This window comes from Acidilutibacter cellobiosedens, from assembly GCF_004103715.1.
In the GTDB taxonomy this organism is placed as follows: domain Bacteria; phylum Bacillota; class Clostridia; order Tissierellales; family Acidilutibacteraceae; genus Acidilutibacter; species Acidilutibacter cellobiosedens.
On sequence record NZ_CP035282.1, the window covers coordinates 1,678,091 to 1,704,943 of the forward strand.

Here is a 26,853-nt window from a genome sequence, read left to right on the forward strand (position 1 = left end):
TTTATGGATAGACCTGTTGTTTCTATTGTGGGAAGACCAAATGTGGGTAAGTCCACTCTTTTTAATAGAATTGTAGGAAGAAGAGTTGCTATTACGGAAAATAATCCGGGTGTTACAAGGGATAGAATATATGAAGAGGCAGAGTGGTTAAACAAGTATTTTACAGTAATAGATACGGGAGGATTGGAACCATTCAGTGAGGATAAAATATTGTCTCAGATAAGACGTCAGGCGGAAATTGCTATAGAAATGTCTGATGTAATACTTTTTGTAGTAGACGGTTTGTCCGGAGTGACGGCTACAGACAGAGACATATCGAACATTCTGAGAAAATCAAAGAAAGAGGTAATATTAGTATGTAATAAAATTGATACGCCTAAGACTCCCGATGATATATATGAATTTTATGAATTGGGAATTGGAGAAATTATTCCCGTTTCTGCTGCTCAAGGTTTGGGTATCGGAGATTTGCTTGACGAAGTCGTAAAATATTTTCCTCAAAACAAAAATACTGAGGAGAATGAAAATATAATTAAAGTAGCGGTAATAGGAAAGCCAAATGCAGGTAAATCTTCTTTGATTAATAATATTTTGGGAGAAGAAAGGGTTATAGTAACAGATATTCCCGGGACTACAAGAGATGCTATAGATACCTATTTTACTTATGGAGATAATGAATTCATATTGATAGATACAGCGGGCTTGAGAAGAAAACGAAGTATATCCGAAGAAGTTGAGAGATATAGTGTGGTAAGGACATTATCTGCTATAGAGAGAGCAGATATATGTATTCTTGTGATAGACGGGGAAGATGGAATAACAGAGCAGGATGCAAAAATTGCAGGCTATGCCTATGAAAAAGGTAAAGCATGTGTAATCGCAGTTAATAAATGGGACATAGTGGAAAAAGAAGACAGAACATATTTGGAATATGAGAGGGATATAAAGAATACTCTTCCTTTTATGATGTTTTCGCCTATTATATTTATTTCAGCCAAGACTGGTAAGAGAGTGAATAAACTTTTTGAAATAATTAAATCCGTATATTCTTCTTATACCAAAAGGGTTACCACAGGAGTATTAAATGATATAGTCAATGAAGCGGTTATTTTAAATCAACCTCCTACAGATAAAGGAAGAAGGCTTAAGGTTTTTTATGCAACTCAAATAGGAATTAAACCGCCTAAATTTTTGATTTTTATAAATGATAAAAAATTGATGCATTTTTCTTACGCCAGATATCTGGAAAATCAGATAAGAAATAATTTTGGATTTGAGGGAACTCCGCTTCAAGTTGAATTTAGGGAAAGGGAGGGTCAAAATTGAATAAGACCATATTTATAGCTGCAATCTCTTATCTCATCGGAAATTTTTCTTCTGCCTATGTTTTGGGGAGAAGGTTAAAAAAAACCGACGTCAGAAAATATGGAAGCGGTAATGCAGGAGCGACAAATGCATTGAGAGTATTTGGAGTGAAAATTGGATTAATAGTTTTTATGCTTGATATATTGAAAGGAATTATTGCATCAGCCATAGGAAATAAGATTTTGGGTTTTGACGGTATTATCATTGCAGGTATTTTTGTGGTATTAGGTCATGACTGGCCTATATTTCTAAAATTTAAAGGGGGGAAAGGAATAGCTACTTCTCTTGGAGTTATGTTATATGTCCAATTTCCTATAGCTTTGATTTGTACATTAATAGGATTTTTAGTTATAGGAATAACTAAATATGTTTCTTTAGGCTCGATGATAGCGACTTTATTAGTTCCCATTTTTATAGTCTTATTTGATAGACCCTTTAATTTTAAGTTATTTATTTTTACAGTGATATTGGCAAGTATAGCTGTGTTTAAACACAGAAGCAATATTTCAAGGCTTATGAATGGAAAGGAATCAAAATTAGGACAAAGAATTCAATGATATTATTAGGAGGATGATTATGAAAAGAAAAATTGGGGTGATAGGAGGAGGCAGCTGGGGTACTGCCATAGCTATTTTGCTTTTAAATAAAGGTTATGATGTAAATTTATATTTGAGAGATGAAAAGCAACTTGAGAAAATAAGAGATTCAGGAGAAAATGCCAAATATCTTCCGGGAATTCCGATACCGGAAGATATAATGATAACTACTGATTTGGAGAAATCGTTATATGAAAGAGAGGTCGTTGTCACTAGTGTTCCTTCTCAGGTGGTCAGAAATGTATTGAATTCAGCCAAGAAGTACATAAATAAAGAACAGATCATAGTAAATGTGGCAAAAGGGATAGAAAACCATTCTCTTCTTAGAATTTCTCAGATAGTAGAAGAAATTCTTCCCAACAATAAATTTGCAGCTTTGTCAGGACCATCTCATGCCGAAGAAGTAGCTCGAAATGTTCCTACTGCTGTGGTAGCTGCTTCCAAGGAGAAAAATTTGGCTGAATATATTCAGGATGTATTTATGACTCCTTATTTTAGAGTATATACTAATCCGGACGTGATAGGGGTAGAACTTGGGGGTTCATTAAAAAACGTTATAGCTTTGGGAGCCGGTATATCGGATGGTCTAGGCTATGGAGACAACACTAAAGCTGCTCTTATGACAAGAGGAATCATAGAAATATCAAGGCTTGGGGGGAAAATGGGTGCCAACCATGGAACTTTTTCGGGATTAGCAGGAATAGGAGATTTGATAGTTACTTGTACTAGTATGCATAGCAGAAACAGAAGGGCAGGAATACTTATTGGACAAGGAGTTAAAATAGAAGACGCAGTAAAAAGAGTAGGAATGATAGTTGAAGGAATAAAGACTACAGAATCAGCTTATGAACTCTCATTAAAATATAATGTGCCTATGCCTATAACAAAGGAAATATATGAAGTTTTGTATAGGGGAAGTGACGTAAAAAATTCAGTGTATAATTTGATGCTGAGAGACAAAAAACATGAAATGGAAGAAGCAGCTCAAGAAAATAAATATAATTGGTGATAAAATCTATAAAGATGGAGAAAAGGTTAAACTTTTTCTCCTTTTTTATTTAAGAAATTTTATTTCTCTTCTTGATTGCCTGTCATATTATAGAGGGTTGTGAACATATATATAATATTAAGAATTGTATCAATATAACAAAATGGAGGGGTAAAAAGGGTTGAATATATATAATGTTAAGAGAGCATATAATTAATTAAATTGAAAGGGAGGGAGACAGTTGAAAGCATTCAATATATACAATGATATCGCGGAAAGAACGGATGGAGATATTTATATAGGCGTAGTCGGTCCGGTGAGAACAGGGAAATCCACATTTATTAAGCGTTTTATGGATTTATTGGTAATACCTAATATTGAAAATAAATATAAAAAAGAAAGAGCAAAGGATGAGTTACCTCTTAGCGGTGCGGGAAAAACTATAATGACGACAGAACCCAAATTTGTTCCTAATGAAGCGATAGAATTGGTTTTAAAAGATAATGTAAAATTTAAGGTCAGAATGGTCGACTGTGTAGGATATTTAGTCAAAGGAGCTTTAGGTCATGAGGAAAATAATATACCGCGGATGGTTACTACTCCTTGGTATGAAAAAGAAATACCTTTTGAAGAAGCAGCAGAAATAGGGACAAAGAAGGTTATAACAGATCACTCAACTATAGGAATGGTTATAACAACTGACGGCTCAATAACTGATATAGAAAGATCAAATTATATAAAAGCGGAAGAAAGGGTTATAAATGAGCTAAAAGAACTGGAAAAACCTTTTGTAATCTTACTTAATTCAAAACATCCTAATTTAGATAGTACCATAGCTTTGAGAGAAAGCTTGGAAGAAAAATATAATGTATCGGTAATTGCAGTTGATTGTTTAAACATGGAAATTGCTGACCTGGAAAAGATATTTGAAAGGATACTATTTGAGTTTCCGGTTAAAGAAATAAATATCAATCTTCCGGGATGGACGGAAGGGCTCCCGAAAAATCATTGGATTAGAACGGATATATTAAATTCTTTAAAAGAATCAATTAAAGCCTTGCAGAAATTAAGTGAGGTCTCAAGTTCCTTGAGTAAATTAAAGGAACTGGATGTTATAAAAGAAGTTGATATTACAGAAATAAAATTGGGAGAAGGAGTCACTAATATAAATTTGATATTGGAAGATGGATTATTTTATAAGGTTTTGAATGACATGACCGGATACATAATTGAAGAAGAATATCAACTTTTAGGTCTTATATCTAAACTTTCTCAAACAAAGAAAGAATATGATAAAATAGCAGGTGCATTAAAAGATGCAAGAGAATTGGGGTATGGATTAGTAAGTCCGAGTATTGAAGAATTAAACCTTGAAGAGCCTGAAATATACAGGCAAGGCAATAAATTTGGGGTGAAATTGAAAGCGCAAGCACCCAGTTTACATTTCTTAAGAGCAAATATAACTACTGAGGTTTCACCTTTAATTGGTACGGAGAAACAAAGTGAAGAGCTGGTTAAATATTTTCTGAATGAATTTGAAGGAGATCCGTCAAAGATATGGCAGTCCAATTTATTTGGTAAATCGTTATATGATTTGGTTAATGAGCAATTGCAAGGAAAACTTCATATGATGCCGGAAGATGTTCAGCAAAAACTAAGAAGAACGTTGGAAAAGATAATTAACGACGGTAGCGGAGGACTGATTTGTATAATAGTATAGGGGGAATGTAAAACCATATAAATAAATTAAAAGGTAGAAAAATTCTACCTTTTAATTTATTTTAGGGATGAAGCCTTGAAATTTTGAAATTCTTAAGTTGAAGTTGAAAATTCCTCTGATAACATAATAAAGTATTTGCAATTTAGATTATTTTGGTATATAATATACCTTGCTTGTAAAAAATGAGAGATTTCAACTTAGCTAAATACCGGGATGTGGCGCAGCTTGGTAGCGCACAAGTCTGGGGGACTTGGGGCCGCTGGTTCAAATCCAGTCATCCCGACCAAGGTTATCAGGCTGAAACAGATGCAATTGTATCTGTTTCAGCCTGATATTTATGTTATACTTAAAATAATATCTATATTAACGCATCTATTTTGACCTAATGACACAACTGTTTTATCGAAAGAAGTTGATTGTTGTTAACAACAGTTGGCTTCTTTATATTTATATGGTAAACTAAATGTGGGTTGCAAAAACGCATATCGGGGGTAGTCTTATGAAGACAACAGTAAAGAAAATCAATATACCTAATTATAGAAGACTTATTGTTACAAGTGATATCCATGGTCACTATAGATATCTGAAAAGGCTGCTTGAAAAGGTAGACTTGTCAGAGAAAGATATTCTTTTTATTATTGGCGATATTATTGAAAAAGGCCCCGAAAGTCTTAGGACACTTCGCTATATTATAAAGTTTTGCAAAGAATATAGCGTGTATCCTCTAATGGGTAATGTAGATGCATGGCAGCTTGTCATGCTTGACGATGACAGTACTGAAAATTGCGAGAGACTTTTTAACTATATAGTATATATGAAAAAACATTGGGGCAGTTGTTTCTTCACAGACATGTGCGATGAATTAAATCTTTGTATAAGCACCTCTTTAGATATACTGGAAGCAAAACAAAGAATTCGTGAGAACTTTAGGGCTGAAATTGAGTTTCTTCATTCTCTTCCAACAATAATAGAGACAAAAAATTTTATATTTGTTCACGGAGGACTGCCGACCGCTGATATTGATTCTCTCATTGGGACAGATGCTTTTCCTTACCTTAAAAACGATGCTTTTATGGACAAGAATTTATATTTTTCAAAGTATGTTATAGTTGGTCATTGGCCTGTTACCTTATATAACGATAAAATAGCATCTTCGAATCCTATTATAAATCATAAACAAAAAATTATCAGTATTGATGGCGGGTGCGGGTTAAAGCGTGATGGTCAACTTAATGCATTTATTATACCCGATATCAATTCTACTGATTTTATTTTTGAAAGCTATGATGAATTTCCTGTATATGCTGCTCTGACACCACAAGAAGCGTCAACAAATTCAATCAATATTCGTTATACGGACAACAAAATCAAGATTCTCGAAAAAGGCGATGAATTTTCATATGCGGAACACAGTACAACCGGATATTGCCTCCCCATACTTAACAGTTATATTTACAGTTTCGATGAGAATGCAACATGCGATGATTATACTGATTACCGCTTGCCTGTAAATGTCGGGGACAAAATTTCTATTGTTAAAAAAACGTCCAAAGGCTATTTAGCAAAGAAAAATGGTATCAGTGGTTGGTATTACGGGGAGTTAAAACCTTTTAACATTGCATCTTCACCTCTGATATTTTAGTATAATAACAGCAAAACGTTTGTCTGTGTTAATTTAGAAAGAAAATTCGGAATAAAAAGAATTTTCCGCAAATGGGTTTCAAAAAAGGCTACTTTATAATGCCTCAAGAGAAGTTTTTTTGTTTTTAAATATTCTATAAAATCTATTACTTTATATATTTACTTTATATGTAATTATCAAGATTTATTCTCTTATATAAAATAGATTAAAGAAATTTAGGAGCAAAAGATGCTGAGGGAGAATATAAAATTTACAGTTATTGTATAATGCAGTGAAAGATATTTTTAATAATATATATGGAGGGGATGAAATTTGGAGTATATCATTAAAGTTGAAGGATTAACAAAACAATATGGAAAATTTGTGGCAGTAGACAATATAAGTTTTATAGTAAAAGAGGGAAGTTTGTTTGCCTTTTTAGGTCCAAACGGGGCTGGAAAATCTACTACTATCAATATGCTTTCTACAGTATTGGAAAAAACAAAGGGGAAAATACATATTGGAGGACATGAAGTTGGAAAGGAAGACAATGATGTAAGAAAATCCATAGGGATGGTTTTTCAGCATTCTATGTTGGATCCGTTATTAACAGTCAAAGAAAACAGGACTTGCAAAGACAACACTTACAAGTATGCTTGACCGGTTGGAAAAGGCAAAACTTGTTTGTCGGAATTATGATATAAAAGATCGAAGAAAGATAAAAATAACTCTAACTGAAAAGGCGAAAATGCTCAATGATGAATACAATCGTGTATCCATGCAGATGAATGAAATTTTTTATAAGAACTTTACTGATAACGAGATAATTCAGTTTGAAATGCTGTTAAACAAAGTTCTTAAAAATCTTATAGAAAGCGAGTGAATGAGAAAGATGAAAAAAGAATTAAAAAAGGAAATCATGAATTTAGTTGAAAGTACAAAAAATGTATTTGTTTCCTCTGTTGATGAAAATGGATTTCCAAACACAAAAGCCATGATGTCTTTACAACATGATGATTTATTTACCCATTATTTTTCCACCAATTTTTCTGCAAAGAGGACACAGCAATTTTTAAAAAATCCAAAGTCGTGTATTTATTTTTGTAATGAAGCAGAGTTTAGAGGGTTAATGCTTATTGGTACAATGGAAGTTTGCACAGATATGGAACATAAAGCTATGCTTTGGCATGAGGGTTTTGAAATTTACTATCCTGATGGTATCAACACTGAAGATTATTGCGTTTTGAAATTTACCTCTGAAAAGGGCAATTATTATCATGGACTTAAAAATATTACGTTTTTTGTGGAGGATGTTAAAGATGAAGATGATTAAAAATAATACACCTTGTTTTTTTACCCAGCAAGTTTTTCTGATCGGCACATATGATGAGGATGGAAATGAAAGATTTGCGCCTATTTCATGGATAAGCTATACACGGGGAGAGCCCAGTTGTCTTGTAATCAGTATAAATGGAACAAAGAAAACAAAAGAGAATATTGGAAGAACAGGTTTTTTGTCTGCTACTGTTGTGACTCCTGATTTATTGCCTCTTTGTGAACAGTTTAACCGAGCTACATATAAAAAGGAAATGAAAGATAAACTGCAATACTCAGTTGAAAAAGGCAAGATTCTTGATGTTCCTTTACTTGTAGGTGGAAAATTCAGCTATGAATGTCAGGTAATAAAGACTGTTGAAATCGGCACTACACACACTTATTTTGCAGAAATCAAGAATATCAATGTTTCTGAGGATATCCAAAAACTTGACTTTTTTGACCTTAGAGAGGTTAATCCGGTAGTATATTCGCCCATGAACTATTTTACCATAGGTAAACATTTAGGAAAGATCGGGGATTATTCAAATTTATAAAACTATTCTATCGTTTACGAAAGCTTCTGCTCTTGATATAATAAGACTATAAAATTAAAGGGGGAAGTGAATAAATATGGCATCATGGATGGTGCATTTCAGGATAGCCGATATAATCATGGATTATATTCCGAATGTTGATATGGAGCAGTTTATTGTAGGAAATATTGCTCCCGACTGCGGAGAACCAAATGAGGATTGGAGTGACTTCACTCCTTCACCTAAAATAACTCATTGGAATGATACGGGGAAAAAGCAGGATATAGATTATGAGAAATTTTTTGATACATATATAAGAGATAATGAAGAAAAGGGAAAATTATCTTTTTATATTGGTTATTATATTCATTTGATTACGGATGTATTATGGATGAAAATGATACTTAGCTCAACAAAAGAAAAATTCAAAGAAGCTTTTTTAAATGATAAAAATTTTATTTGGACGGTAAAGGAAGACTGGTACAATTTAGATCATTTGTTCTTAAAAAATAACCCTGATTTTCGTACCTTCCGTATTTTCGATAAAATAAAAGCGTTTCCTAATGTCTATTTAGATTACTATTCTGATACAGCTATTGAAAAACAGATAAAATATATTTCCGATTTTTATAACAATTTTACCGGCAACTTAGATGGAGAATATCGCTATTTAAACGAATCTCAAATGAATGATTACGTCAAAGAAGGATCCGAATATATATTAGAACATTTAAAAGAAAAACGTATTATAGAATGATATTATTTGTTAACAGATTATAATTAATGTTATAATAAATATGTAGTTAGATAAGTCCAAGGAGGTTAAGAGTTATGATTTCCGATACTCTTACAATCGAAAAAATAAAAGAAATGACAATCCCGATATTAAAAAATTATCCGGTAAATAAGGCAATACTGTTTGGGTCCTATGCTAAAGGTGAGGTTGCTAAGAATAGCGATATAGACTTATACATTGATACAAATGGGAAATTAAAGGGCCTGGATTTTGTTGGTTTGCTTGAAATTCTTGTTGATACTTTGGGAAAAGATATAGATTTAATTGATAAATCACATATAGAACCTAATTCTTTAATAATTCAAGAGATTGAAAAGAAAGGAATGGTAATATATGAGAAATCAGAAGATTATCCAAAAAATAATTAACCATATTGAATCTATATTAAAATATACAAACAATGTCACATATGATGAATTTAGAAATAATAACATGATGGTGGAAGCATGTGTGTTTAATTTAAGTCAAATTGGTGAATTAGCTAATAAATTAGATAAGAAATATATGATTGAGTATCCTGACATTCCATGGTTTAAAATGAAAGGTTTAAGAAATCGTATAGTTCATGATTATGAAGGTGTAAATTTAAATTTAATATGGGAAATTGTTTGTATTGATATAAAAATATTAAGAGAACAGTTACTGAAGTTAATCGATTAGTTTATTTCTACATCGAAAGACAAATAAAAGAAAAACATATTATAGAATGATATTATTTGTTAACATCAAAATAAAAGAATAATAAAGATTGTTTGAAAGCTGTCATATTGTAAAATATGGCAGCTTTTTATAACCTATAGGAAAATCCCATTTTCGTTAATTTATATTTGACCTTAAGCGGATTCCAAAAAATGCTTCCTTGATTTATTATGGATTCATATAATATTATAGTGTATTATATATAACTAAAGATCTGTAAATTTAGTTTAAGTAGATAGCCATTTATGGTATAATTATTAATAATAGTATAATTTTATGGGGGTTATGGGGTATGCTTGATTATTTAGAATATATAGTTATAACTTTGTTTATGGTTAGTGTTATAGGATATATCTTGGCTGTGGTTAAAGAAAAAATTTTATTAAAAAATAATATTATACTTATAGATAAAAAATCTGTAACCCAGTCTCATATTGAAGAAACCGACATGAAGGAATTTATTTTAGATGGATTTAGAATTAAATCTGGTGATGAGCTTAAAGTATTTTTGAAAGACAATAAAAAATTTGAGGGAATAGTTATAGGTGCTAAAAAAAAGGAAAAATCTATTTTGATGGTAACTTATGGAGATGAAGTTAAAAAATTCAGCGTAGAAAATATTGCTAAATTTAAGATTATAAGTAAGTATGGCAAGTTTTTTAAGGAATTTTAGGCTTTGTAGATTGATTGAGGTATATTAATTCTTTAATAGGGCGGAAGTCCTATTAGAAATTTTTTTTGATATTATGAAGGAGAAATGACTTTTTTGAAGAAGATATTATAGATATTAATTTAAGGTTAATAGTCGGAAAGGTGATAGCCATGTCAAAGGAGGAACGTGATAGAAAAAGAAAAAATAAAAAACGATTAAGGCTCATATTGATTTTTTTTATATTAGCATATTTGATTTTTAGAACCGTTCCTACTTTTTATGCCACCACATTTAAAACTACCCTTGCAGAAGAGGGTGAATTGGAGGATGTAGTAAAAGCTGAAGGTGTAGTGATAAAAAAAGAAGATGTTTATAAATCAGAAGGAAATGGGAAAATTTCTACATATTATAAAGAAGGAGATAGAGCAGGAGCGGGGAAAAAAATTGCAAGTATTTCTCTAACAGATGATAAATCAGCTTTAGAAGAAGAACTGAAAGAAATAAATGTTAAAATTGAAAATTTGAAAAAAGCTGATAAGGAAGGCAAATCATTAAAAACAGACAAAAAAGAAGTAAAAGAAAACTTAAGCGAGACCATTGAGCTTTTACAGGATAAAATAAGTAAAGAGGATTTTGAGGATGTTTCTTTAGTAAAGGAAAATATTTATCTTAATATGGGAAAGAATACAGATGTTTCCGGAGAAAATACTCTTCTTAAACAGAGTTTGGATAATCTTAATAAAAGAAAAGCTGAATTAATTAAAGAAATATCCGATAATACTATAAATTACTTTTCTAAAGAAAGCGGAATCGTAAGTTTTGACAGCGATGGATTGGAGGATATCTATTCAGCCGAAAATTTGGACAATTATACTTTGGACAAGTTTGAAAGAGTTAACTTAAAGGAAAAGAAAATAAAAAATAATGATAAGGTTGAAACAGGAGATTTTATTTTTAAAATAATTTATAATTTTGAATGGTATATCGGTTGTATAGTAGATGACAGTAAAAAGATAGAATCACTTGAGACAGGAAATACAGTGGAAATAACTGCTAATGACGGTAAAGATAGAATCAAAGGGAAAGTGGAGAAAATAGAAAAAAAAGATGGTAAGGCATTGCTGATATTAAAATTTAATTCTTTTTTCCAAGATTTTTATAATAAGCGTTATATAGATATAAATATAGTAAAAGCTAAGTATGAAGGAATAAAAGTACCGTTGAAATCCATATGTGATGTAGATGGATTAAAGGGTATTTATATAAAAGATATTAGTGGAATAATTAGATTTAGACCTGTAATAATATTAGGTCATAATGATGAATATGCAATAATACAGGAAGGTGATGGGAATAATTATATTAAACTAAAAGATGGAGATGAAACAAGAAAGACCGTAGGTCTGTTTGATGAAATAATTATAAATGGTGACAGTGTTAAGGAGGGACAGATAGTTGATTGACAACTATGAGGAAATTAAAGCTGAATTAAAGGATAATTTAGACAGAGTAGAGGAAAATATTAATAACACTCTTTTAAAAATGGGGAGAAAAAGAGAAGATGTAACTTTATTGGCGGTTACAAAAACAGTTGATTCGGAGAAAATCAATGCTATGCTGGAGTTGGGAGTAAAAAATATCGGAGAGAATAAAGCTCAAGAGCTAACTGAGAAATTTCCGGAAATAAGTGGAGATGCGATATGGCATTTTATAGGGCATCTTCAGACAAATAAAGTTAAATATATTATTGATAAGGTAAAATTGATTCATTCTTTAGATAGATTGTCTCTTGCAAAGGAAATAAATAAAAAGGCGGAAGCTGAAAATATTGTTAAGGAAGTGCTTTTGGAGGTAAATATAGCTGAAGAAGAATCAAAATTTGGGTTAAAGAAAGAGGAAACAATACCTTTTATTGAACAAATTTTGGATTTCAAAAATATTAAAATCAAAGGATTAATGACCATTGCACCTTTTGCAGAAAATCCTGAAGAAGTAAGATATGTTTTTAGAGATTTAAAAAAATTGGGGGAGGAAATCGAGAGAAAAAATTATCCCAATTTAGAAATGAAGTACTACTCCATGGGAATGACAAATGATTACACTATAGCGTTAGAAGAAGGCTCAAATATTGTTAGAATAGGTACAGGTTTGTTTGGAAAAAGAATATATAAATAGGAGGGGTTATTATGTCGGATTTTTTAAATAAGGTTAAGTATTTTATTGGAATTGATGATTTAGATGATGAAGAAGAGGAAGAATTTGACGAAAATGAAGATTCTGAATTACCTTTAACTACAAAAGCTACAAAGATGAATAATAAAGTTGTAAATATTCATACTAATGCCAATATGAAAATAATAGTTCACGAGCCTATGGCATATGAAGATGCTCCAAGAATCGTGGATGATTTAAAAATGAGGAAAACCGTAATTATTAATTTAGAGAAATTGGATGGAGAGGTTAAAAGACAGATTTTTGATTTTATTAGCGGAGGTTTATACTCATTGGAAGGGAATATTCAAAAAGTTACCAAGGATATTTTTGTTTTAGCGCCAAGCAATGTGGAAATAGATGGAAGTCTTACTGACGAAATCAAAAGTAAGGGGATATTCTCTTGGTAAATAGGGAGAAAGATAAGAGGTTATAATTATGATGGTTTTATATCGTTCTATAAACATATTGTTTTATATTATAGAAATATTGATAATAGTAAGGGCATTTATGTCCTTTATTCCTTCATTAAGAGGTAGTTTTCTGAGCAACTTTATTTATGAGATGACAGAACCTATATTGGGGCCTTGCAGAGGATTGTTGGAAAGAGTCGGACTTAATACTATGATGATTGATTTTTCACCTATACTGGCTATTATTTTTCTAAGGCTCATTTCTTATTTTTTAATTGCAATTATATTTTAATATGGTGATAAGATGATTGAGGACAAAAATAAGTATATTGCTAATATAAAAGATAAGAATCAAATTCTTAATGCCAGAAAATTATTGGATAAAATTGAGAAGGTTATTAAAAGCTATACTGTTTGTTCGACGGATTTTTTAGATCCTTATGAAATTAGAATTTCAAAGAGCATTTTAAATAGATTTCCTGAAATATCTTATAAGGAAGAAGGTTTGATTAAAAATTCGGAAAGAAAGATTATCCTTATATATCCTGATTACATGTCGTTTGAAGATGTAAAAGCGGATCTGTGTCCTTTATCCATTAGAGGAAGATTTGAAAATTTAAATCATAAAGATTTTTTAGGTGCAATTATGAGTTTACGAATAAGACGAGAAAAAATTGGGGATATTTTAATACATAAGGATGAAACTCAAATAATAGTAAAAAATGATATTAAAGATTATTTGCTCTATAATTTAAAAACTGTGGGCAAAGAAAAAGTTTACATAGAGGAAATAAGGCAAGAAGATTTAAAATTACCTGAAGAAGTTTATGAAGATAAGAAGGTATCTCTATCTTCTTTAAGGTTAGACGTTGTAATGAGTAATTCTTATGATTTATCCAGAAATGAGAGTTTAGAGATTATTAAGCTCAACAAAGTAAAAGTTAATTGGCAGCCTATTTCAAAATCTTTTTTTGAGGTTAAAGAGGGGGACTTAATTTCTGTAAGAGGATATGGTAGATCTAAAGTTATATCTTTAGATGGAATAAGTAGAAAAAATAAATTTAGAGCTACTGTAAGAATATATAAGTAAATGGAGTGAAAAAATATGCTTACGCCACTGGATATTCAAAATAAGGAATTTAAAAGGGCTTTTAGAGGATATAAGGAGACTGAAGTTGATATTTTTCTTGATGAAATCATATTGGATTATGAAAAGGTTTATAAAGAGAATATTGAGCTGAAGGATAAAATTACGATGTTGACAGACCAGCTAAAACAATATGATAATTTGGAGGATACTTTGAAGAATACTCTTATAGTCGCTCAAAGTACTGCCGAAGAAGTAACAACTACAGCAAGGAAAAAAGCCGAATTGATAATATCGGAAGCCGAGAGTCAATCTAAGGGTATTATTCAGAATGCCAATGAGGAAGTGCGCAATATCAGAAAGGAATATGAAGAACTAAAAAAAGAGGTATTTGTTTTTACTACTCGCTTTAAATCTTTAATTGAATCCCAATTGACAACAATGGATGAATATTATAGGCGAATTGATAAAAATAACGGCAATACAAATGTAACAGACAAGGAAATAGCAGTATCTTCCGAATTAGAAGAAGATAAAGGAATGGAGGAATAACCTCCATTTTTTTATACTCCATAGGCAAGTCCTATCCATATATAAAATTGAATTATTCTTATTAATTTGGAGATATTATTTATGAGGGGAGAAGATTGAGAAGGAAAAAAGAAATTGAAAAAAAAATTGATGATATTGCATTAAATTTAGAGAAAAGTAAAATAGGAGAGTATGTTGATCTAATCAATAACCGAAAAAAACTTCTGTATTTAAATTTTATTCAGGGGTTGGCCAGGGGGTTTGGTATGGCAGTCGGTTTTACTATCCTTGGAGCATTAGTAGTTTACTTTTTACAAAGATTAATAAAATTAAATATTCCTTTGATTGGAAGTTTTATAGCCGAAATAGTAAATATAGTTCAATATTATCTTCATTAGGAGGAATGCAATGAATAAAGAAAAGATAGAACATTATAAAAAATTGTTGGGCTCCGAAAAGAAAAAAGTTGAAAAGATAATAGAAAGAATGGAATATTCCGATGATTCAAGTTCCATGGAAAGATATTATAGTGAATTATCTTTTTATGACAACCATCCCGGAGATTTGGGAACCGAAATGTTTATGATGGAACAGGATAAAGGAATGAAAGATAAGTTAAATGATACTTTAAAGGAAATAGAAGTATCTGAGAGTAAATTATATAATGATAAATTTGGATTATGTGATAATTGCGGGAGAAAAATAGAAGATGAAAGGCTTGAAATAATTCCTTATGCGAATTTGTGTGCTGAATGTTCAAAGAAAAAGGCGTTATCCGATGAAGAAAAGATATTTGAAACAAAACCTGAAAGTATGAAATCATTTTTTCCTGCTAATGGTGATAAAGTAGAATTTGACAGTGAAGACAGTTATCAGGCTGTCGACAGATATAACAGAGTAAAAAATGATCCGTCCTTTTCCACCGGCGATTACAGAGGAATGTTGGATGAAGATGATACTGGAACGGTAGAAGAAGTAGAAAAGATTTCTGAAGAATATTACAAAAAAGGCCTCGATTAAAATAAATTAATGAAGCCTTTTTTGAAACCCATTGATGGAAAGCACAAATTAAGGAAGAATAAAGCTTTCCTATGGGTTATAAAAAAATTAGCTGGTAGTAGGAATACTGGCTTTTTTTGTTGTATAAATTCATGTATTGGATTAAAATATAAGTAAATAAACTATCTTAAGGAGGGCAAAATTTTGCTGTATGGAATATTTATACTGATACTGATACTTGATCAATTATCAAAATATATCGTGGTAAAATACTTAAAACCTGAAAGTCCCGTTGTAATAATAAAAAATTTTCTTCAATTTCATTATGTGGAAAATTATGGAGCAGCTTTCGGGATACTTCAAAATCAAAAAATATTTTTTCTGATTATGACTTTTATAGTGATCTTAATAATAATTATATTTTTGAAAAGGAATTTTTATTATCTGAGTAATTCCATGAAATTAGCCTTAGTTATGCTTATGGCTGGGGCAATAGGCAATTTAATAGACAGAATCAGATTGGGATATGTAATTGACTTTATAAGTTTTCGCTTTTTAAACAGGTATAATTTCCCTGTATTTAATGTTGCTGATAGTTTCGTTGTTATATCGACTGTTATGATTATTTATATGGTTATTTTCAATAAATATGAAGTCAGTAGGGGGCTATAATGGATATAGTTGAAATATATGTAGGGGAAGAAGATGGAGAGAGAATAGATTCTTACTTAGCCCAAGAACTAAATAATGTATCAAGAAGCTACGTTCAAGGCCTTATTAAAAATCAATTGATTACGGTAAACGGAAATCACGTCAAACCAAAGCATATAGTCAAAGAAGGAGAGCATATAATAGTAAATATTCCTCCTCCTAAGGTTTTGGATATAAAACCTCAAAATATTCCTATTGATATTGTATATGAAGATAAGGATATAGGGGTAATTAATAAACCTCAAGGAATGGTGGTTCATCCCGCACCAGGGAATTATTCCAATACTTTAGTCAATGCTCTTCTTTATCACATGGACAGTCTGTCGTCAATTAATGGGATTATAAGGCCCGGAATAGTTCATAGGATTGATAAGGATACGTCTGGGCTTCTTATTATAGCGAAGAATGACACATCCCATAGAGTATTATCGGAAGATTTGAAATCTCATTCCATAGATAGAATTTATACGGCTTTGGTTCATGGAAATATAAAAGAAGATGATGGAACTATAGATAAGCCTATAGGCAGAGATCCCAAAAACAGAAAGAAGATGGCGGTAGTTTACGAGAATGGTAGAAAAGCCGTTACTCATTTTAAGGTACTAAAGAGATACGGAAAATATACTTTATTAAAACTAAAATTGGAAACAGGAAGAACTCATCAAATAAGGGTTCACATGGCATATATCAATCATCCTGTAGTGGGAGACCCTCTTTATTCGAATTTTAAGGAGGAATTTAAATTAAAGGGACAACTTCTTCATGCAGGGAAAATTGTTTTTAATCATCCCGTTAGTGGGAAGCATATGGAATTTACTTGTGATATTCCTGAATATTTTAAAAGGGTACTTAAAATATTGGATATAAAAGAAGGAGAATGAAATGAATACAAAAGCTCTAATAATGAACGAAAAGGCAATTCAAAGAGCTATTACAAGAATTGCCAATGAAATAATTGAAAAAAACAAGGGGACCAATGATTTAATCTTTGTGGGAATTAAAACAAGAGGAGTTCCCTTTGCCGAGAGATTATCATCAAAAATATTTGAAATAGAGGGAATAAAACTTTCTGTTGTAGTTTTAGATATTACTTTTTACAGGGACGATCTGACGAAAATTTATAAAGATCCCATAGTAAAAAATAACAGCATAGATGTTGATATTGATAATAAGACAATAATATTATGTGATGACGTTATTTTTACGGGAAGAACCGTAAGAGCAGCATTAGATGCGTTAATAGATAAGGGAAGGCCTAAAAGAGTCCAGCTAGCGGTATTAATAGACAGAGGTCATAGAGAATTTCCCATAAGGCCCGATTATGTAGGCAAGAATGTGCCTACTAAAAAAAGTGAAGTTATAAGTGTACAATTTAAAGAGACGGATAAATTGGAACAGGTAATTATTAAAGAATAGAAAGGAAAAAAGTTCCTGTTTATTCCGCTCTTTTCATCTTTTCAATTATATCTTTATCCGGATTTACATATATGGTTTTGTAATTTTCATATATTACCATTCCGGGCTTTGAACCCTTTGGTTTTTTAACATATTTTTTCAAAGTATAATCTACAGAGACATTTTGAGAATTTTTTCCTCTGCTGAAATAAGCCGCCAATGTGGCTCCCTCTATTATAGTTGTTTCAGGTATATTTTCATTAAATCTTATTATCACATGACTTCCGGGAATATTCTTTCCGTGAAGCCATAAATCCTCTCTGTTCGCAAATTTTAAGGTCAGATAATCGTTTTGTTTATTATTTTTGCCTACGAAGATATCAATGCCATCTGAAGAAATAAAATGATATGGTTTTGAAACAATAGTTTCCTTTTTCTTTTTATTCCTTGGATTGCTTTTTATATATCCTTCATTAAATAATTCCTCTTTGATTTCATCTAATTCAGTTATATCTGTACAGTTTTCTATTCCTATCATTACATTTTCCAAATATGATATTTCTTCTTCGGTTTGAGGTATTTGCTGGTCAAGAAGCTTTGCGGCATTTTTTAATTTTGCGTATTTTTTATAGTATTTTTGCGCGTTTTGTGACGGGGACAATTTTACATCTAAAGGAATAGAAATTACCTCTGAATTTTCATCATAAAAGTTTTCTAAATTTATTTCCTTAATTCCTTTATCTATTTTATAAATATTGGCAGATATTAAATCTGCATATATCTTATATATATCCCTTTTTTGAGCTTCAACCAGTTCCTTCTTTTGCTTGAGAAGTTTGTTCCTTGATCTTTCCATCTTTGTTTCGATTATCTTTTTAATAGATGAGGACTTCTGGGAAATCCTATCTGATATATCCCTTTTTTCATAGAATTTTTCTAATATTTTACTCATGGAATTATCGTATTCTTTAGGAAAATGATTAAATTGTAATATGTCCAGGGCATGAAAGAATACCTTGCCTAAAGACTTTGCATTTATAATATTAGGGGTAAAGTTATTTGTATTTACACCTTTTATTAGATCAGAGAAGGATAAAAATATTTTTTCCATTTCTTCATTGCTAACTGAAGACAATAAATTGTCTCCGTTAATATTTGCTCTGTAGCATATTTCTCTACTGACTAAAGGGCTTAATCCCGTATAATTTTTATAAAAGAATTTATATATTTGACTGTTCTTATTTGTATTATCAATTCTTTCTGAAAAACTTTTCTTATCTAAATTTAAAGGATTTAATTTTTCTTCAGAGGGTGGGTATTCATATATTAATCCCGGAAGTATCTGCCTTATTCTGCTTACTCCTTCCGGAACTCTTTTAATTGAGTCAATAATCTTTTTTGTGGATTTTTCTATAAGTATTATATTGCTCCATTTTCCCATTAATTCAAATATTAAAGTTTTAACGGTTAATTCTCCCATCTCATTGGGAGATTGAATATCCATGGATATAACTCTATCCAGTTGAAACTGTTCGATATTTAATATATACCCTCCCTGAATATGTTTTCTGAGAAGCATACAAAACATAGGAGGATTATCAGGATTTAATTTTGAAGTTTTAGTCAGGTAAGCACGGGAATTATTGCTGCTGACTGAAATAAGAAGCTTGTAATTTTCTCCTTTGTTATGAATATGAACAAGTATTTCATCTTTTTCCTGCTGATATATCTTATCGATTCTTCCTCCGCATATATTTTCATTTAATTCTTTTACTAAAGCTCTTGTAACTATTCCATCAAAAGACATCTTTATTCCTCCGTAGTAATTTTGTAGATAAATTTTTATCATATAAAGTATAGCATTTATTTTAATTAAAATAAATATTATAAAATAAATAAATAAAAATGGAATTTTTCTACGAGCTATAAAACAAGGATAAAATTTTAATTTTTTGTAATAATCAATGGATAAATATCTTTAATAGTATTATAATTTCTATATGGCTTTAAATTGACAGGCATGTAAATTGTGGTACAATGGTTTATAATAGTAGCGGAAAGGATGATAGATAATACCATGATAAAAAGTATGACTGGTTTTGGAAGAGGAGAAAGCAGCGATGGTATACATAGTTTCACTGTGGAGATTAAAACTCTGAATCATAGGTATAATGATATTGTTATCAAAATGCCCAAACATATTGGATATCTGGAAGAGAGAGTAAAGAAGATAATTAAGAAGTATATAATCAGGGGAAGAGTTGAAGTATATATAAATTTAGAGTATATTAATGAAACAAATGTAGATATTAATGTGGATATACCTCTTGCTAAATCATACAAATCCGCCTTGGAGAGAGTTGCTGAGGAATTGAATATTGAAGAAAAAATAACTTTAGATAATATTGTAAGCATACCTGAAATTATAAAGATTCAGAGAAAAGAAGAGGATGAAGAGGTAATATGGAATTGCCTTAAACCTGCCGTAGAGGATGCGGTAGATTATATTATGAATATGAGAATTAAGGAAGGCGAGGAGCTTAAAAAAGATGTGTTGTTAAAAATAAATAACTTTAAAGAAATAATAAAGAGTATAGAGAAAAAAGCTCCTTTCATAGTAAACGAATATAAAGAGGGATTAAGAAAAAGAGTTTCAGAGCTATTGGGGGATGAGTTTAATTTAGATGAAGAGAAATTAATGAATGAAGTGGTATTTTTTGCTGATAAGAGCAATATAAATGAGGAGATTGTAAGGCTTTACAGCCATATAAATCAGTTTGAGTCAAGTCTGGAATTAAACGAGTCCGTAGGAAGAAAATTAGATTTTTTAATTCAAGAGATGAACAGGGAAATAAATACTATTGGTTCAAAGGTGAATGATATAGAAGTAAACAGTTGTGTTGTGGAAGCAAAGAGTGAATTGGAGAAAATCAGAGAGCAAGTACAAAATTTTGAATAAAACAGGAGGTATAATTGTGGGTATTAAGTTAGTTAATATAGGTTTTGGAAATATTGTTTCAGCAAACAGGATAATTGCAATTGTTAGCCCCGAATCAGCTCCAATTAAAAGGATGATTCAGGAAGCAAGGGACAGAGGAATATTAATTGATGCTACTTATGGAAGAAGAACAAGGGCAGTTATTATAACTGACAGTGACCATGTTATTCTTTCTGCAGTTCAGCCTGAAACTGTAGCCCATAGATTTAATGATAAGGATAATTTTGATGGTGATATAGATTAGAAAGAAGGATTTATGATGAGCAAGGGACTTTTAATTGTTATATCGGGGCCATCAGGATGTGGTAAAGGAACAATATGTGAAGAACTACTTAACAGAAATAAATCATTAAGTGTTTCTGTCTCGGCAACTACTCGTTCTCCGAGAAAGGGAGAAGAATACGGAGAAAATTATTTTTATATGGATGAAAAAAAATTTCAAGAGATGGTAGATAATGATGAATTTTTGGAATATGCTTTTGTTCACAACCATTACTATGGAACTCCTAAACAATTTGTTTTTGAAAAATTGAAAAAAGGTGAAGATATTATTTTGGAAATAGATGTTCAAGGAGCATTAAATGTAAAGAAAATATATCCCGAAGGAGTTTTTATATTCATACTTCCGCCTTCAATAGATGAACTCAAAAATAGAATAGTAAAAAGGGGAACAGAAAACCTTAGAGATATAGCCTTAAGACTTCGCAATGCTTATGAAGAATTAAACAAGGCTTTTGAGTATGAATATCTTGTCATAAACGATGAAGTTCCGAATGCAGTCAGAAAAATTGAGGCGATAATAATTGCCGAAAAATGCAGAGCAGTGAGACAGCGTTCTGTAATTAAATCAATTTTAGATTAAGGAGGATACTATATGTTTTATACATCTATTAATGAGTTGGCTAAAAAAGCTGACAGCAGATATACCCTTGTTATTCTTGCGTCTAAAAGAGCAAGGCAGATAGTTGATGGCTCGAAGCCATATATTGCTACAGATTCTACGAAACCTGTTTCTATAGCTATTGAGGAAATAGCCGAGGGGAAAATAACCTATAGAAGACCTGAAATTAAGGGAATAAAGTAGGTGGATAAGATGTTAAATGGTAAAAATATACTGATAGGAGTAAGCGGAGGGATTGCATGTTATAAGGTATGTGATGTGGTAAGCAGGCTTAAAAAACTTAATTCAAATGTAGATGTGATTATGACAAAATCTGCTGTGGAATTTGTTTCTCCATTGACATTTCAAACCTTATCCCAAAATTTTGTTTATGTTGATATGTTTAAAGAGCCAAAGACTTTTGAAGTGGAACATATTTCTCTTGCCAAAAAAGCGGATATTGTTCTGATTGCTCCTGCCACGGGAAATATAATAGGCAAGATTGCAAGCGGAATAGCTGACGATATGCTCACGACGGTTATTATGGCTACCAGAGCAAAAGTTATCTTTGCTCCGGCAATGAATATGAATATGTATACAAACCCTATAGTTCAGGATAATATAAAGAAGCTTTCAGAAATGGGATATGAGTTTATAAAACCAGGGAAGGGAAGACTTGCTTGTGGAGATTATGGAGAAGGCAAGATGGCGGAGCCTGAAATTATAGTGGATTATATATTGAATTCATTTCATAAAGATGATTTAAAAGACAAGAAAATAGTCATAACTGCAGGACCTACAATAGAACCTTTAGATCCGGTGAGATATATGACTAATTTTTCCAGCGGCAAAATGGGATATGCCTTAGCTGAAGAAGCTGAAAAGAGAGGTGGAAAGGTTGTCCTCATAACCGGTCCGGTAAATTTGACCCCGCCTTACGGGGTAGGAATAATAAAAATTAATACTACTATTGAAATGTTAAATGCAGTTGAAAAAAATTTTGATGATTGCGATATTTTGATAAAGGCTGCTGCTCCTTTGGATTATAGACCGGAAACCGTAAGCAAAGATAAAATTAAGAAAAACGGGGAAAGTCTACAGCTTAAATTTGTTCCGAACCCGGATATAGCAGCTTATTTTGGGAAACTTAAAAAAAACCAAATTATAGTGGGGTTTGCTGCAGAAACAAATAATGTCATAGAGTATGCTAAAGAAAAACTGAAAAAGAAAAATTTCGACTTCATAGTTGTTAATGATATTTCCAAAGATGGCGCAGGATTTAGAACGGATACAAATATAGTCTCAATAATTGATAATAAAGATGTGGTTGACAATTATCCTCTAATGGAAAAAAGAAAATTAGCGGGAATTATATTGGATAAAGCAGTGGAATTGATTAGCAAAAGAGATAAGTTATAACTATTTTTAAATTGGGAAGGTTGATTTCCATGGGAAATTTAGCAGCACAGGTAATTATTTATAATAATTCTTCAAAAACGGACAAACCTTTTACTTATTTAATAGAGGATAGAATGAAGGATAATATTCAGGAAGGAATGAGAGTTGCAGTTCCCTTCGGAGTTGGAAACAGAATTATTCAGGGAATAGTTGTAAGGATATTTGAATGGAAGGATAAGACTAAAAATTTAAAATGTATAGCAGATGCATTGGATTTTGAACCTATTTTATCTAAAAATATGATTGAATTAAGCCTATGGATGAGAGAAAATTATTTATGTTCTTATTTGGATGCTTTTCATTTGGTTATGCCTCCGGGAGATTTTAAGGAAATTCGAACTGTTCTTAATGTTAATAATGTTTCTTTAAAAAATTTGACAAAAGAAGAAGAAAAAATAGTAGGATATATAAATCAAAAGGGAAAATGTTACTTAGATGATGTTAAAAAATTTATGGATCACGAGAATGCCAATAAGATTATTAATAATTTAAAGAAAAAAAATATAGTTTATAATACTTTGGAAATTGAAACTAAAATAAACAAAAAATTAGAAAAATATATTTCTTTAAGTTCAAATCAAAGTAAGGATGATATTTTAAAAGATATAAGTTCCCGAGGAAAAAAACAAATAGAGGTAGTCAATTATCTTTATAAAAAAAAAGGAGCTTTTATAAAAAATTTAATGGAAGATACGAAAGCCTCCTATCAAACTATAAAAGCCCTTGCTGATAAGGGTTTAATAAAGGTAACCGAAACAGAAGTGTTTAGGAATGTCATCAAGAGTGATATAAGCCCTTATAAAAGGTTTAAACTTACACCAGAACAACTAAAATGTTTTAATACAATACTTGATGATATAAATAAAAATGGTTCCTTTTTAATTCATGGAGTAACGGGAAGCGGAAAAACAGAAATTTATCTTCAGATTATTGAAGAAATGATTAAGGCCGGAAAGGATACAATAGTATTGGTACCTGAGATATCCCTTACACCTCAAACGATTGAAAGGTTTGTGGGAAGATTCGGGAGCAATGTTGCGGTTCTTCATTCCAAGCTTTCTTACGGGGAAAGGTTTGACGAATGGAGAAAGATAAAGGAAGGAAAGGTTAAAATAGCTATTGGAGCCAGATCGGCTGTATTTGCTCCCTTTAATAATTTGGGGCTTATTATAATTGACGAAGAGCATGAAACAAGTTATAAATCAGGGATGAATCCTAAATACAGTGCTTACGAAGTAGCAAGAAAAAGATGTGACATGGAAGGAAGTTCTTTAATATTGGGTACGGCTACTCCATCTGTTGAAACTTATAATAGTGTTTTAAATGGTGAAATAAAATTATTTGTTTTAAAAAAAAGAATTAACAATAAAAAGATGCCTGTAATGGATATAATAGACATGAGGGAAGAATTAAACAATGGAAACAATTCTATATTCAGCAGAAAGCTATATAAGGAAATAGAAGAAAATTTGAAAGAGGGCAAGCAGACCATACTTTTTTTAAACAGAAGAGGATATTCTACCTTTGTTTCTTGTCGAAAATGCGGGTATGTGATAAAATGTAAAAGTTGTGATATAACCATGACTTATCATATACAGGAAAATAAATTAAAGTGCCATTATTGTGGAAAAGAAATGATTGCTCCCAAGATTTGTCCTAAATGCGGGAGTAATTATATAAAATACTTTGGTATAGGAACTCAAAAGGTTGAAGAACAGGTGAAAAAATATTTTCCTAAAGCCTCGGTGGAGAGAATGGATACAGATACGGTAACAAAGAAAGGAAGCCATGAAAGGATATTTGGAAGGATGAAAAGGGGAGAAACAGATATACTTATTGGTACCCAGATGATTTCAAAAGGTCTTGATTTTCCTAATGTAACTTTAGTTGGAATAATAGCCGCAGATACCAGTTTAAACCTTCCTGATTATAGATCAAGCGAGAGAACTTTTCAGCTTCTGACTCAAGTGGCAGGGAGAGCGGGAAGGGGAGATTTTGAAGGAAGAGTAATAGTTCAGACTTATAATCCCGAACATTTCAGTATTCAAATGGCAAAGGATTATAATTATGAAGGCTTTTTCGATAGGGAAATACTCTTAAGAAAGGAATTTGAATTTCCACCCTTTACAAATATTTTGAGTATTATTGTATATGGAAAAGAAAAAGAACAAGTTATAAATGTGTCTAAAGATATACATAGTGAGATTATAAAAAATTTGGAATTGATTTATGATTATAATTTAATAAGAAATATATATGGCCCTAATCCTGCACTTATAGAGAAGATTAAGGATAATTACAGATGGCAGATATTATTTAAATGCTCCGATGAAGATTTATTTCAGTTAAAAGATATCATTAGAAGGGTATGTATAAACAATAGGGATGATAAAAAATATAGAGGAGTTAAATTTAATATTGATATAAATCCCAGTTCAATATTATAGGAGGAAAATGTTATGGCAATTAGAAAAATTAGATATTCAAAAGATCCGATTTTAAGAAAGAAAGCTAAGGAGATAAATAATGTTACTGATAGAATAAAAGTCCTTTTGGACGATATGGCGGAAACTATGTACAGTAAAGAAGGATTGGGACTCGCGGCACCCCAGGTTGGGGTATTGAGAAGAGCTGTAGTTGTGGATGCGGGGCAGGGCCTTTATAAATTGATAGATCCTCGTATAGTTGAGCAGGAAGGTGAATTGATTGATTTTGAAGGCTGCCTGAGTATACCGAGGATAACCGGAAAGGTTAAAAGGCCGGAAAAAGTAAAGGTTGAATATACGGATATAGACGGAAACAGAAAAGAAGTAGAGGGAGAAGGGCTTTTTGCCAGGGCATTATGCCATGAAATTGATCATTTAGACGGAATATTATTTACCGATCTTATAATTGAAGAAGATAAAGAAAAAAAGGAGAAGTGAAATAAGGGGTGAATATATGAAAATCATTTTTATGGGTACACCGAAGTTTGCCACTCCTTCTCTTGAAAAATTATATGAAGAAGGCATTGATATTTCTCTTGTTATAACTCAAAGAGATAAACCTAAAGGCAGAGGGAGAAAACTTCTGCCTACTCCTGTAAAAGAAAAAGCTTTGGAATTGGAGTTAGAGGTATATCAGCCGGAAAATGTAAACAGTAAAGAGACAATAGAAGTTATCAGAAATATTTCACCTGATTGCATAGTGGTGGCAGCTTATGGACAGATACTGAAGGAAGAATTGTTGAGTATACCGAAATACGGCTGCATAAATATTCATTCTTCTCTTCTTCCCAAATATAGAGGAGCCGCACCGATTAATTGGGCAGTGATAAACGGCGAAAAAGAAACAGGAATTACTATAATGGAAATGGGAAGAGGACTGGATTCGGGGGATATTCTTCTTCAGAAAAGTTTAAATATAAAAGAAGATGATGATTCGGAAACGTTGACTGACAAACTTTCTTTTTTGGGAAGTGAGCTAATAGCGGAGGTTTTAAACAATATTGAAGTAGCAAAGAAAAATAAAAAGCCTCAAGGGTTTTATGATTCTTTTTATTATGCTCCAATGTTAAAAAAAGGGTTGGGAAGAGTTAATTGGAATCAGCAAAGGATTAATATCAGAAATTTGGTAAGAGGTCTTAAACCTTGGCCTATTGCTTACACTTATTATAAAAATGAACCTATGAAAATTTATAAGGCATCTGCTGATGATACAATGGCGGGGGGAAATAATGGGCAGATTGTAAGAGTTGATAATTCAGGGATATATGTAAAATGTGAAGATGGTGTTATAATAATTGAAGAACTTCAATTTCCGGGCAGAAGAAGAACAAATGTTAAGGAATATTTGAAGGGAAATAAAATGGAAATAGGTGTTCAGCTAAATTAAAGGTTTAAAT

General features: G+C 31.3%; 33 protein-coding genes and 1 tRNA gene. 33 read left to right on the top strand and 1 reads right to left on the bottom strand.

All coding sequences use genetic code 11. The features are described 5' to 3' along the window. Positions 1-3: 3 nt before the first annotated feature. From der to pyrR, 25 genes are all read left to right on the top strand, one after another. The gene (der, locus tag EQM13_RS07980; protein WP_071138854.1) at positions 4-1,326 is read left to right on the top strand and encodes a ribosome biogenesis GTPase Der; all 1,323 of its coding nucleotides are present in this window, start codon (positions 4-6) and stop codon (positions 1,324-1,326) included. After that, positions 1,323-1,922, top strand: a complete 600-nt coding sequence (gene plsY, locus EQM13_RS07985) for a glycerol-3-phosphate 1-O-acyltransferase PlsY (protein ID WP_071138853.1) — start codon at positions 1,323-1,325, stop codon at positions 1,920-1,922. The genes der and plsY overlap by 4 nt, the downstream gene beginning before the upstream one ends. A gap of 19 nt (positions 1,923-1,941) precedes the next feature. Beyond that, on the top strand, positions 1,942-2,970 hold the full coding sequence (locus EQM13_RS07990; protein WP_071138852.1) for an NAD(P)H-dependent glycerol-3-phosphate dehydrogenase: 1,029 nt from the start codon (positions 1,942-1,944) through the stop codon (positions 2,968-2,970). Positions 2,971-3,190: 220 nt separating this feature from the next. Then, positions 3,191-4,669 (top strand): stage IV sporulation protein A, encoded by a 1,479-nt coding sequence (gene spoIVA, locus EQM13_RS07995; RefSeq protein ID WP_128752398.1) that lies wholly within the window; start codon positions 3,191-3,193, stop codon positions 4,667-4,669. A 209-nt stretch (positions 4,670-4,878) separates the two neighbouring features. Further along, positions 4,879-4,955, top strand: a tRNA-Pro gene (locus tag EQM13_RS08000). 213 nt (positions 4,956-5,168) lie between these two features. Continuing rightward, positions 5,169-6,311 (top strand): metallophosphoesterase, encoded by a 1,143-nt coding sequence (locus tag EQM13_RS08005; protein ID WP_161567202.1) that lies wholly within the window; start codon positions 5,169-5,171, stop codon positions 6,309-6,311. A 312-nt stretch (positions 6,312-6,623) separates the two neighbouring features. Beyond that, positions 6,624-6,950 (top strand): ATP-binding cassette domain-containing protein, encoded by a 327-nt coding sequence (locus EQM13_RS08010; RefSeq protein ID WP_128752400.1) that lies wholly within the window; start codon positions 6,624-6,626, stop codon positions 6,948-6,950. Beyond that, on the top strand, positions 6,943-7,173 hold the full coding sequence (locus EQM13_RS08015) for a MarR family winged helix-turn-helix transcriptional regulator (RefSeq protein WP_161567203.1): 231 nt from the start codon (positions 6,943-6,945) through the stop codon (positions 7,171-7,173). The genes EQM13_RS08010 and EQM13_RS08015 overlap by 8 nt, the downstream gene beginning before the upstream one ends. Next, on the top strand, positions 7,174-7,623 hold the full coding sequence (locus EQM13_RS08020; RefSeq protein ID WP_206172968.1) for a pyridoxamine 5'-phosphate oxidase family protein: 450 nt from the start codon (positions 7,174-7,176) through the stop codon (positions 7,621-7,623). It abuts the gene before it with no gap. Next, positions 7,610-8,161, top strand: coding sequence for a flavin reductase family protein (locus tag EQM13_RS08025; protein ID WP_128752402.1), 552 nt, complete (start codon positions 7,610-7,612; stop codon positions 8,159-8,161). The genes EQM13_RS08020 and EQM13_RS08025 overlap by 14 nt, the downstream gene beginning before the upstream one ends. A gap of 76 nt (positions 8,162-8,237) precedes the next feature. Beyond that, the gene (locus EQM13_RS08030) at positions 8,238-8,897 is read left to right on the top strand and encodes a zinc dependent phospholipase C family protein (protein WP_128752403.1); all 660 of its coding nucleotides are present in this window, start codon (positions 8,238-8,240) and stop codon (positions 8,895-8,897) included. A 74-nt stretch (positions 8,898-8,971) separates the two neighbouring features. Beyond that, a complete protein-coding gene (locus EQM13_RS08035) occupies positions 8,972-9,304 on the top strand; it encodes a nucleotidyltransferase family protein (RefSeq protein WP_128752404.1) in 333 nt (110 codons plus the stop codon). Continuing rightward, on the top strand, positions 9,270-9,596 hold the full coding sequence (locus EQM13_RS08040; RefSeq protein ID WP_071138844.1) for a HepT-like ribonuclease domain-containing protein: 327 nt from the start codon (positions 9,270-9,272) through the stop codon (positions 9,594-9,596). Before EQM13_RS08035 ends, EQM13_RS08040 begins: the two co-directional genes overlap by 35 nt. A 331-nt stretch (positions 9,597-9,927) precedes the next feature. Continuing rightward, entirely contained in the window at positions 9,928-10,308 is a 381-nt protein-coding gene (locus EQM13_RS08045) for a hypothetical protein (protein WP_114218810.1), read from the top strand. 149 nt (positions 10,309-10,457) lie between these two features. Continuing rightward, the gene (locus EQM13_RS08050; protein ID WP_128752405.1) at positions 10,458-11,750 is read left to right on the top strand and encodes an HlyD family efflux transporter periplasmic adaptor subunit; all 1,293 of its coding nucleotides are present in this window, start codon (positions 10,458-10,460) and stop codon (positions 11,748-11,750) included. Then, positions 11,743-12,462: a YggS family pyridoxal phosphate-dependent enzyme gene (locus EQM13_RS08055; protein WP_240663003.1), complete on the top strand. Its 720-nt coding sequence runs from the start codon at positions 11,743-11,745 to the stop codon at positions 12,460-12,462. Before EQM13_RS08050 ends, EQM13_RS08055 begins: the two co-directional genes overlap by 8 nt. A gap of 11 nt (positions 12,463-12,473) precedes the next feature. Then, a complete protein-coding gene (locus tag EQM13_RS08060) occupies positions 12,474-12,908 on the top strand; it encodes a cell division protein SepF (protein WP_071138841.1) in 435 nt (144 codons plus the stop codon). A 28-nt stretch (positions 12,909-12,936) separates the two neighbouring features. After that, complete coding sequence (locus EQM13_RS08065) at positions 12,937-13,203, top strand: YggT family protein (RefSeq protein ID WP_071138840.1); 267 nt, start codon at positions 12,937-12,939, stop codon at positions 13,201-13,203. A gap of 12 nt (positions 13,204-13,215) precedes the next feature. Then, on the top strand, positions 13,216-14,001 hold the full coding sequence (locus EQM13_RS08070; protein ID WP_128752406.1) for a YlmH family RNA-binding protein: 786 nt from the start codon (positions 13,216-13,218) through the stop codon (positions 13,999-14,001). Between the two features lie 15 nt (positions 14,002-14,016). After that, on the top strand, positions 14,017-14,550 hold the full coding sequence (locus tag EQM13_RS08075) for a DivIVA domain-containing protein (RefSeq protein WP_114218806.1): 534 nt from the start codon (positions 14,017-14,019) through the stop codon (positions 14,548-14,550). Between the two features lie 95 nt (positions 14,551-14,645). Beyond that, positions 14,646-14,927 carry a DUF5665 domain-containing protein gene (locus tag EQM13_RS08080; protein WP_071138837.1) on the top strand — a complete coding sequence of 94 codons (282 nt, stop codon included), beginning with the start codon at positions 14,646-14,648 and terminating at the stop codon, positions 14,925-14,927. A gap of 10 nt (positions 14,928-14,937) precedes the next feature. Continuing rightward, complete coding sequence (locus EQM13_RS08085; RefSeq protein WP_071138836.1) at positions 14,938-15,549, top strand: TraR/DksA C4-type zinc finger protein; 612 nt, start codon at positions 14,938-14,940, stop codon at positions 15,547-15,549. A 180-nt stretch (positions 15,550-15,729) separates the two neighbouring features. Beyond that, a complete protein-coding gene (lspA, locus tag EQM13_RS08090; RefSeq protein ID WP_255417568.1) occupies positions 15,730-16,200 on the top strand; it encodes a signal peptidase II in 471 nt (156 codons plus the stop codon). Beyond that, positions 16,200-17,120 (top strand): RluA family pseudouridine synthase, encoded by a 921-nt coding sequence (locus EQM13_RS08095; RefSeq protein ID WP_071138834.1) that lies wholly within the window; start codon positions 16,200-16,202, stop codon positions 17,118-17,120. Before lspA ends, EQM13_RS08095 begins: the two co-directional genes overlap by 1 nt. Position 17,121: 1 nt before the next feature. Continuing rightward, complete coding sequence (gene pyrR, locus EQM13_RS08100) at positions 17,122-17,655, top strand: bifunctional pyr operon transcriptional regulator/uracil phosphoribosyltransferase PyrR (RefSeq protein ID WP_071138833.1); 534 nt, start codon at positions 17,122-17,124, stop codon at positions 17,653-17,655. A gap of 19 nt (positions 17,656-17,674) precedes the next feature. On the opposite strand, the gene EQM13_RS08105 is transcribed toward pyrR, so the two are convergent. Continuing rightward, positions 17,675-19,441, bottom strand: coding sequence for an Rqc2 family fibronectin-binding protein (locus EQM13_RS08105; RefSeq protein WP_128752408.1), 1,767 nt, complete (start codon positions 19,439-19,441; stop codon positions 17,675-17,677). Between the two features lie 222 nt (positions 19,442-19,663). On the opposite strand from EQM13_RS08105, the gene EQM13_RS08110 reads away from it, so the two are divergent. The 8 genes from EQM13_RS08110 to fmt are packed head-to-tail and all read left to right on the top strand — an operon-like array spanning position 19,664 to position 26,843. After that, positions 19,664-20,593, top strand: coding sequence for a YicC/YloC family endoribonuclease (locus EQM13_RS08110; RefSeq protein WP_240663004.1), 930 nt, complete (start codon positions 19,664-19,666; stop codon positions 20,591-20,593). A gap of 22 nt (positions 20,594-20,615) precedes the next feature. Continuing rightward, positions 20,616-20,876 carry an extracellular matrix/biofilm regulator RemA gene (gene remA, locus EQM13_RS08115; RefSeq protein WP_454665259.1) on the top strand — a complete coding sequence of 87 codons (261 nt, stop codon included), beginning with the start codon at positions 20,616-20,618 and terminating at the stop codon, positions 20,874-20,876. A gap of 15 nt (positions 20,877-20,891) precedes the next feature. Then, positions 20,892-21,494 (top strand): guanylate kinase, encoded by a 603-nt coding sequence (gene gmk / locus EQM13_RS08120; RefSeq protein ID WP_200795945.1) that lies wholly within the window; start codon positions 20,892-20,894, stop codon positions 21,492-21,494. 12 nt (positions 21,495-21,506) lie between these two features. After that, entirely contained in the window at positions 21,507-21,716 is a 210-nt protein-coding gene (gene rpoZ / locus EQM13_RS08125) for a DNA-directed RNA polymerase subunit omega (RefSeq protein ID WP_128752410.1), read from the top strand. Positions 21,717-21,725: 9 nt separating this feature from the next. Beyond that, entirely contained in the window at positions 21,726-22,931 is a 1,206-nt protein-coding gene (gene coaBC, locus EQM13_RS08130; RefSeq protein ID WP_128752411.1) for a bifunctional phosphopantothenoylcysteine decarboxylase/phosphopantothenate--cysteine ligase CoaBC, read from the top strand. 29 nt (positions 22,932-22,960) lie between these two features. Beyond that, positions 22,961-25,417, top strand: coding sequence for a primosomal protein N' (priA, locus tag EQM13_RS08135; RefSeq protein WP_128752412.1), 2,457 nt, complete (start codon positions 22,961-22,963; stop codon positions 25,415-25,417). Positions 25,418-25,429: 12 nt separating this feature from the next. Then, on the top strand, positions 25,430-25,894 hold the full coding sequence (gene def / locus EQM13_RS08140; protein ID WP_114218797.1) for a peptide deformylase: 465 nt from the start codon (positions 25,430-25,432) through the stop codon (positions 25,892-25,894). Between the two features lie 16 nt (positions 25,895-25,910). Continuing rightward, positions 25,911-26,843 (top strand): methionyl-tRNA formyltransferase, encoded by a 933-nt coding sequence (fmt, locus tag EQM13_RS08145; RefSeq protein ID WP_128752413.1) that lies wholly within the window; start codon positions 25,911-25,913, stop codon positions 26,841-26,843. The last annotated feature ends 10 nt before the right edge of the window (positions 26,844-26,853 follow it).

Excerpts from the sequence above, each read along its gene's own strand:
- EQM13_RS07990 (WP_071138852.1), top strand. The coding sequence starts at position 1,942 with ATGAAAAGAAAAATTGGGGTGATAGGAGGAGGCAGCTGGGGTACTGCC.
- EQM13_RS08075 (WP_114218806.1), top strand. The coding sequence starts at position 14,017 with ATGCTTACGCCACTGGATATTCAAAATAAGGAATTTAAAAGGGCTTTT.
- coaBC (WP_128752411.1), top strand. The coding sequence starts at position 21,726 with ATGTTAAATGGTAAAAATATACTGATAGGAGTAAGCGGAGGGATTGCA.
- EQM13_RS08105 (WP_128752408.1), bottom strand. The coding sequence starts at position 19,441 with ATGTCTTTTGATGGAATAGTTACAAGAGCTTTAGTAAAAGAATTAAAT.
- EQM13_RS08065 (WP_071138840.1), top strand. The coding sequence starts at position 12,937 with ATGATGGTTTTATATCGTTCTATAAACATATTGTTTTATATTATAGAA.
- EQM13_RS08095 (WP_071138834.1), top strand. The coding sequence starts at position 16,200 with ATGGATATAGTTGAAATATATGTAGGGGAAGAAGATGGAGAGAGAATA.
- EQM13_RS08040 (WP_071138844.1), top strand. The coding sequence starts at position 9,270 with ATGAGAAATCAGAAGATTATCCAAAAAATAATTAACCATATTGAATCT.
- EQM13_RS08020 (WP_206172968.1), top strand. The coding sequence starts at position 7,174 with ATGAGAAAGATGAAAAAAGAATTAAAAAAGGAAATCATGAATTTAGTT.
- priA (WP_128752412.1), top strand. The coding sequence starts at position 22,961 with ATGGGAAATTTAGCAGCACAGGTAATTATTTATAATAATTCTTCAAAA.
- def (WP_114218797.1), top strand. The coding sequence starts at position 25,430 with ATGGCAATTAGAAAAATTAGATATTCAAAAGATCCGATTTTAAGAAAG.
- EQM13_RS08025 (WP_128752402.1), top strand. The coding sequence starts at position 7,610 with ATGAAGATGATTAAAAATAATACACCTTGTTTTTTTACCCAGCAAGTT.
- EQM13_RS08035 (WP_128752404.1), top strand. The coding sequence starts at position 8,972 with ATGATTTCCGATACTCTTACAATCGAAAAAATAAAAGAAATGACAATC.
- gmk (WP_200795945.1), top strand. The coding sequence starts at position 20,892 with ATGAGCAAGGGACTTTTAATTGTTATATCGGGGCCATCAGGATGTGGT.
- EQM13_RS08060 (WP_071138841.1), top strand. The coding sequence starts at position 12,474 with ATGTCGGATTTTTTAAATAAGGTTAAGTATTTTATTGGAATTGATGAT.
- fmt (WP_128752413.1), top strand. The coding sequence starts at position 25,911 with ATGAAAATCATTTTTATGGGTACACCGAAGTTTGCCACTCCTTCTCTT.
- der (WP_071138854.1), top strand. The coding sequence starts at position 4 with ATGGATAGACCTGTTGTTTCTATTGTGGGAAGACCAAATGTGGGTAAG.
- pyrR (WP_071138833.1), top strand. The coding sequence starts at position 17,122 with ATGAATACAAAAGCTCTAATAATGAACGAAAAGGCAATTCAAAGAGCT.
- rpoZ (WP_128752410.1), top strand. The coding sequence starts at position 21,507 with ATGTTTTATACATCTATTAATGAGTTGGCTAAAAAAGCTGACAGCAGA.
- EQM13_RS08015 (WP_161567203.1), top strand. The coding sequence starts at position 6,943 with ATGCTTGACCGGTTGGAAAAGGCAAAACTTGTTTGTCGGAATTATGAT.
- EQM13_RS08005 (WP_161567202.1), top strand. The coding sequence starts at position 5,169 with ATGAAGACAACAGTAAAGAAAATCAATATACCTAATTATAGAAGACTT.
- EQM13_RS08030 (WP_128752403.1), top strand. The coding sequence starts at position 8,238 with ATGGCATCATGGATGGTGCATTTCAGGATAGCCGATATAATCATGGAT.
- EQM13_RS08085 (WP_071138836.1), top strand. The coding sequence starts at position 14,938 with ATGAATAAAGAAAAGATAGAACATTATAAAAAATTGTTGGGCTCCGAA.
- EQM13_RS08045 (WP_114218810.1), top strand. The coding sequence starts at position 9,928 with ATGCTTGATTATTTAGAATATATAGTTATAACTTTGTTTATGGTTAGT.
- EQM13_RS08070 (WP_128752406.1), top strand. The coding sequence starts at position 13,216 with ATGATTGAGGACAAAAATAAGTATATTGCTAATATAAAAGATAAGAAT.
- EQM13_RS08050 (WP_128752405.1), top strand. The coding sequence starts at position 10,458 with ATGTCAAAGGAGGAACGTGATAGAAAAAGAAAAAATAAAAAACGATTA.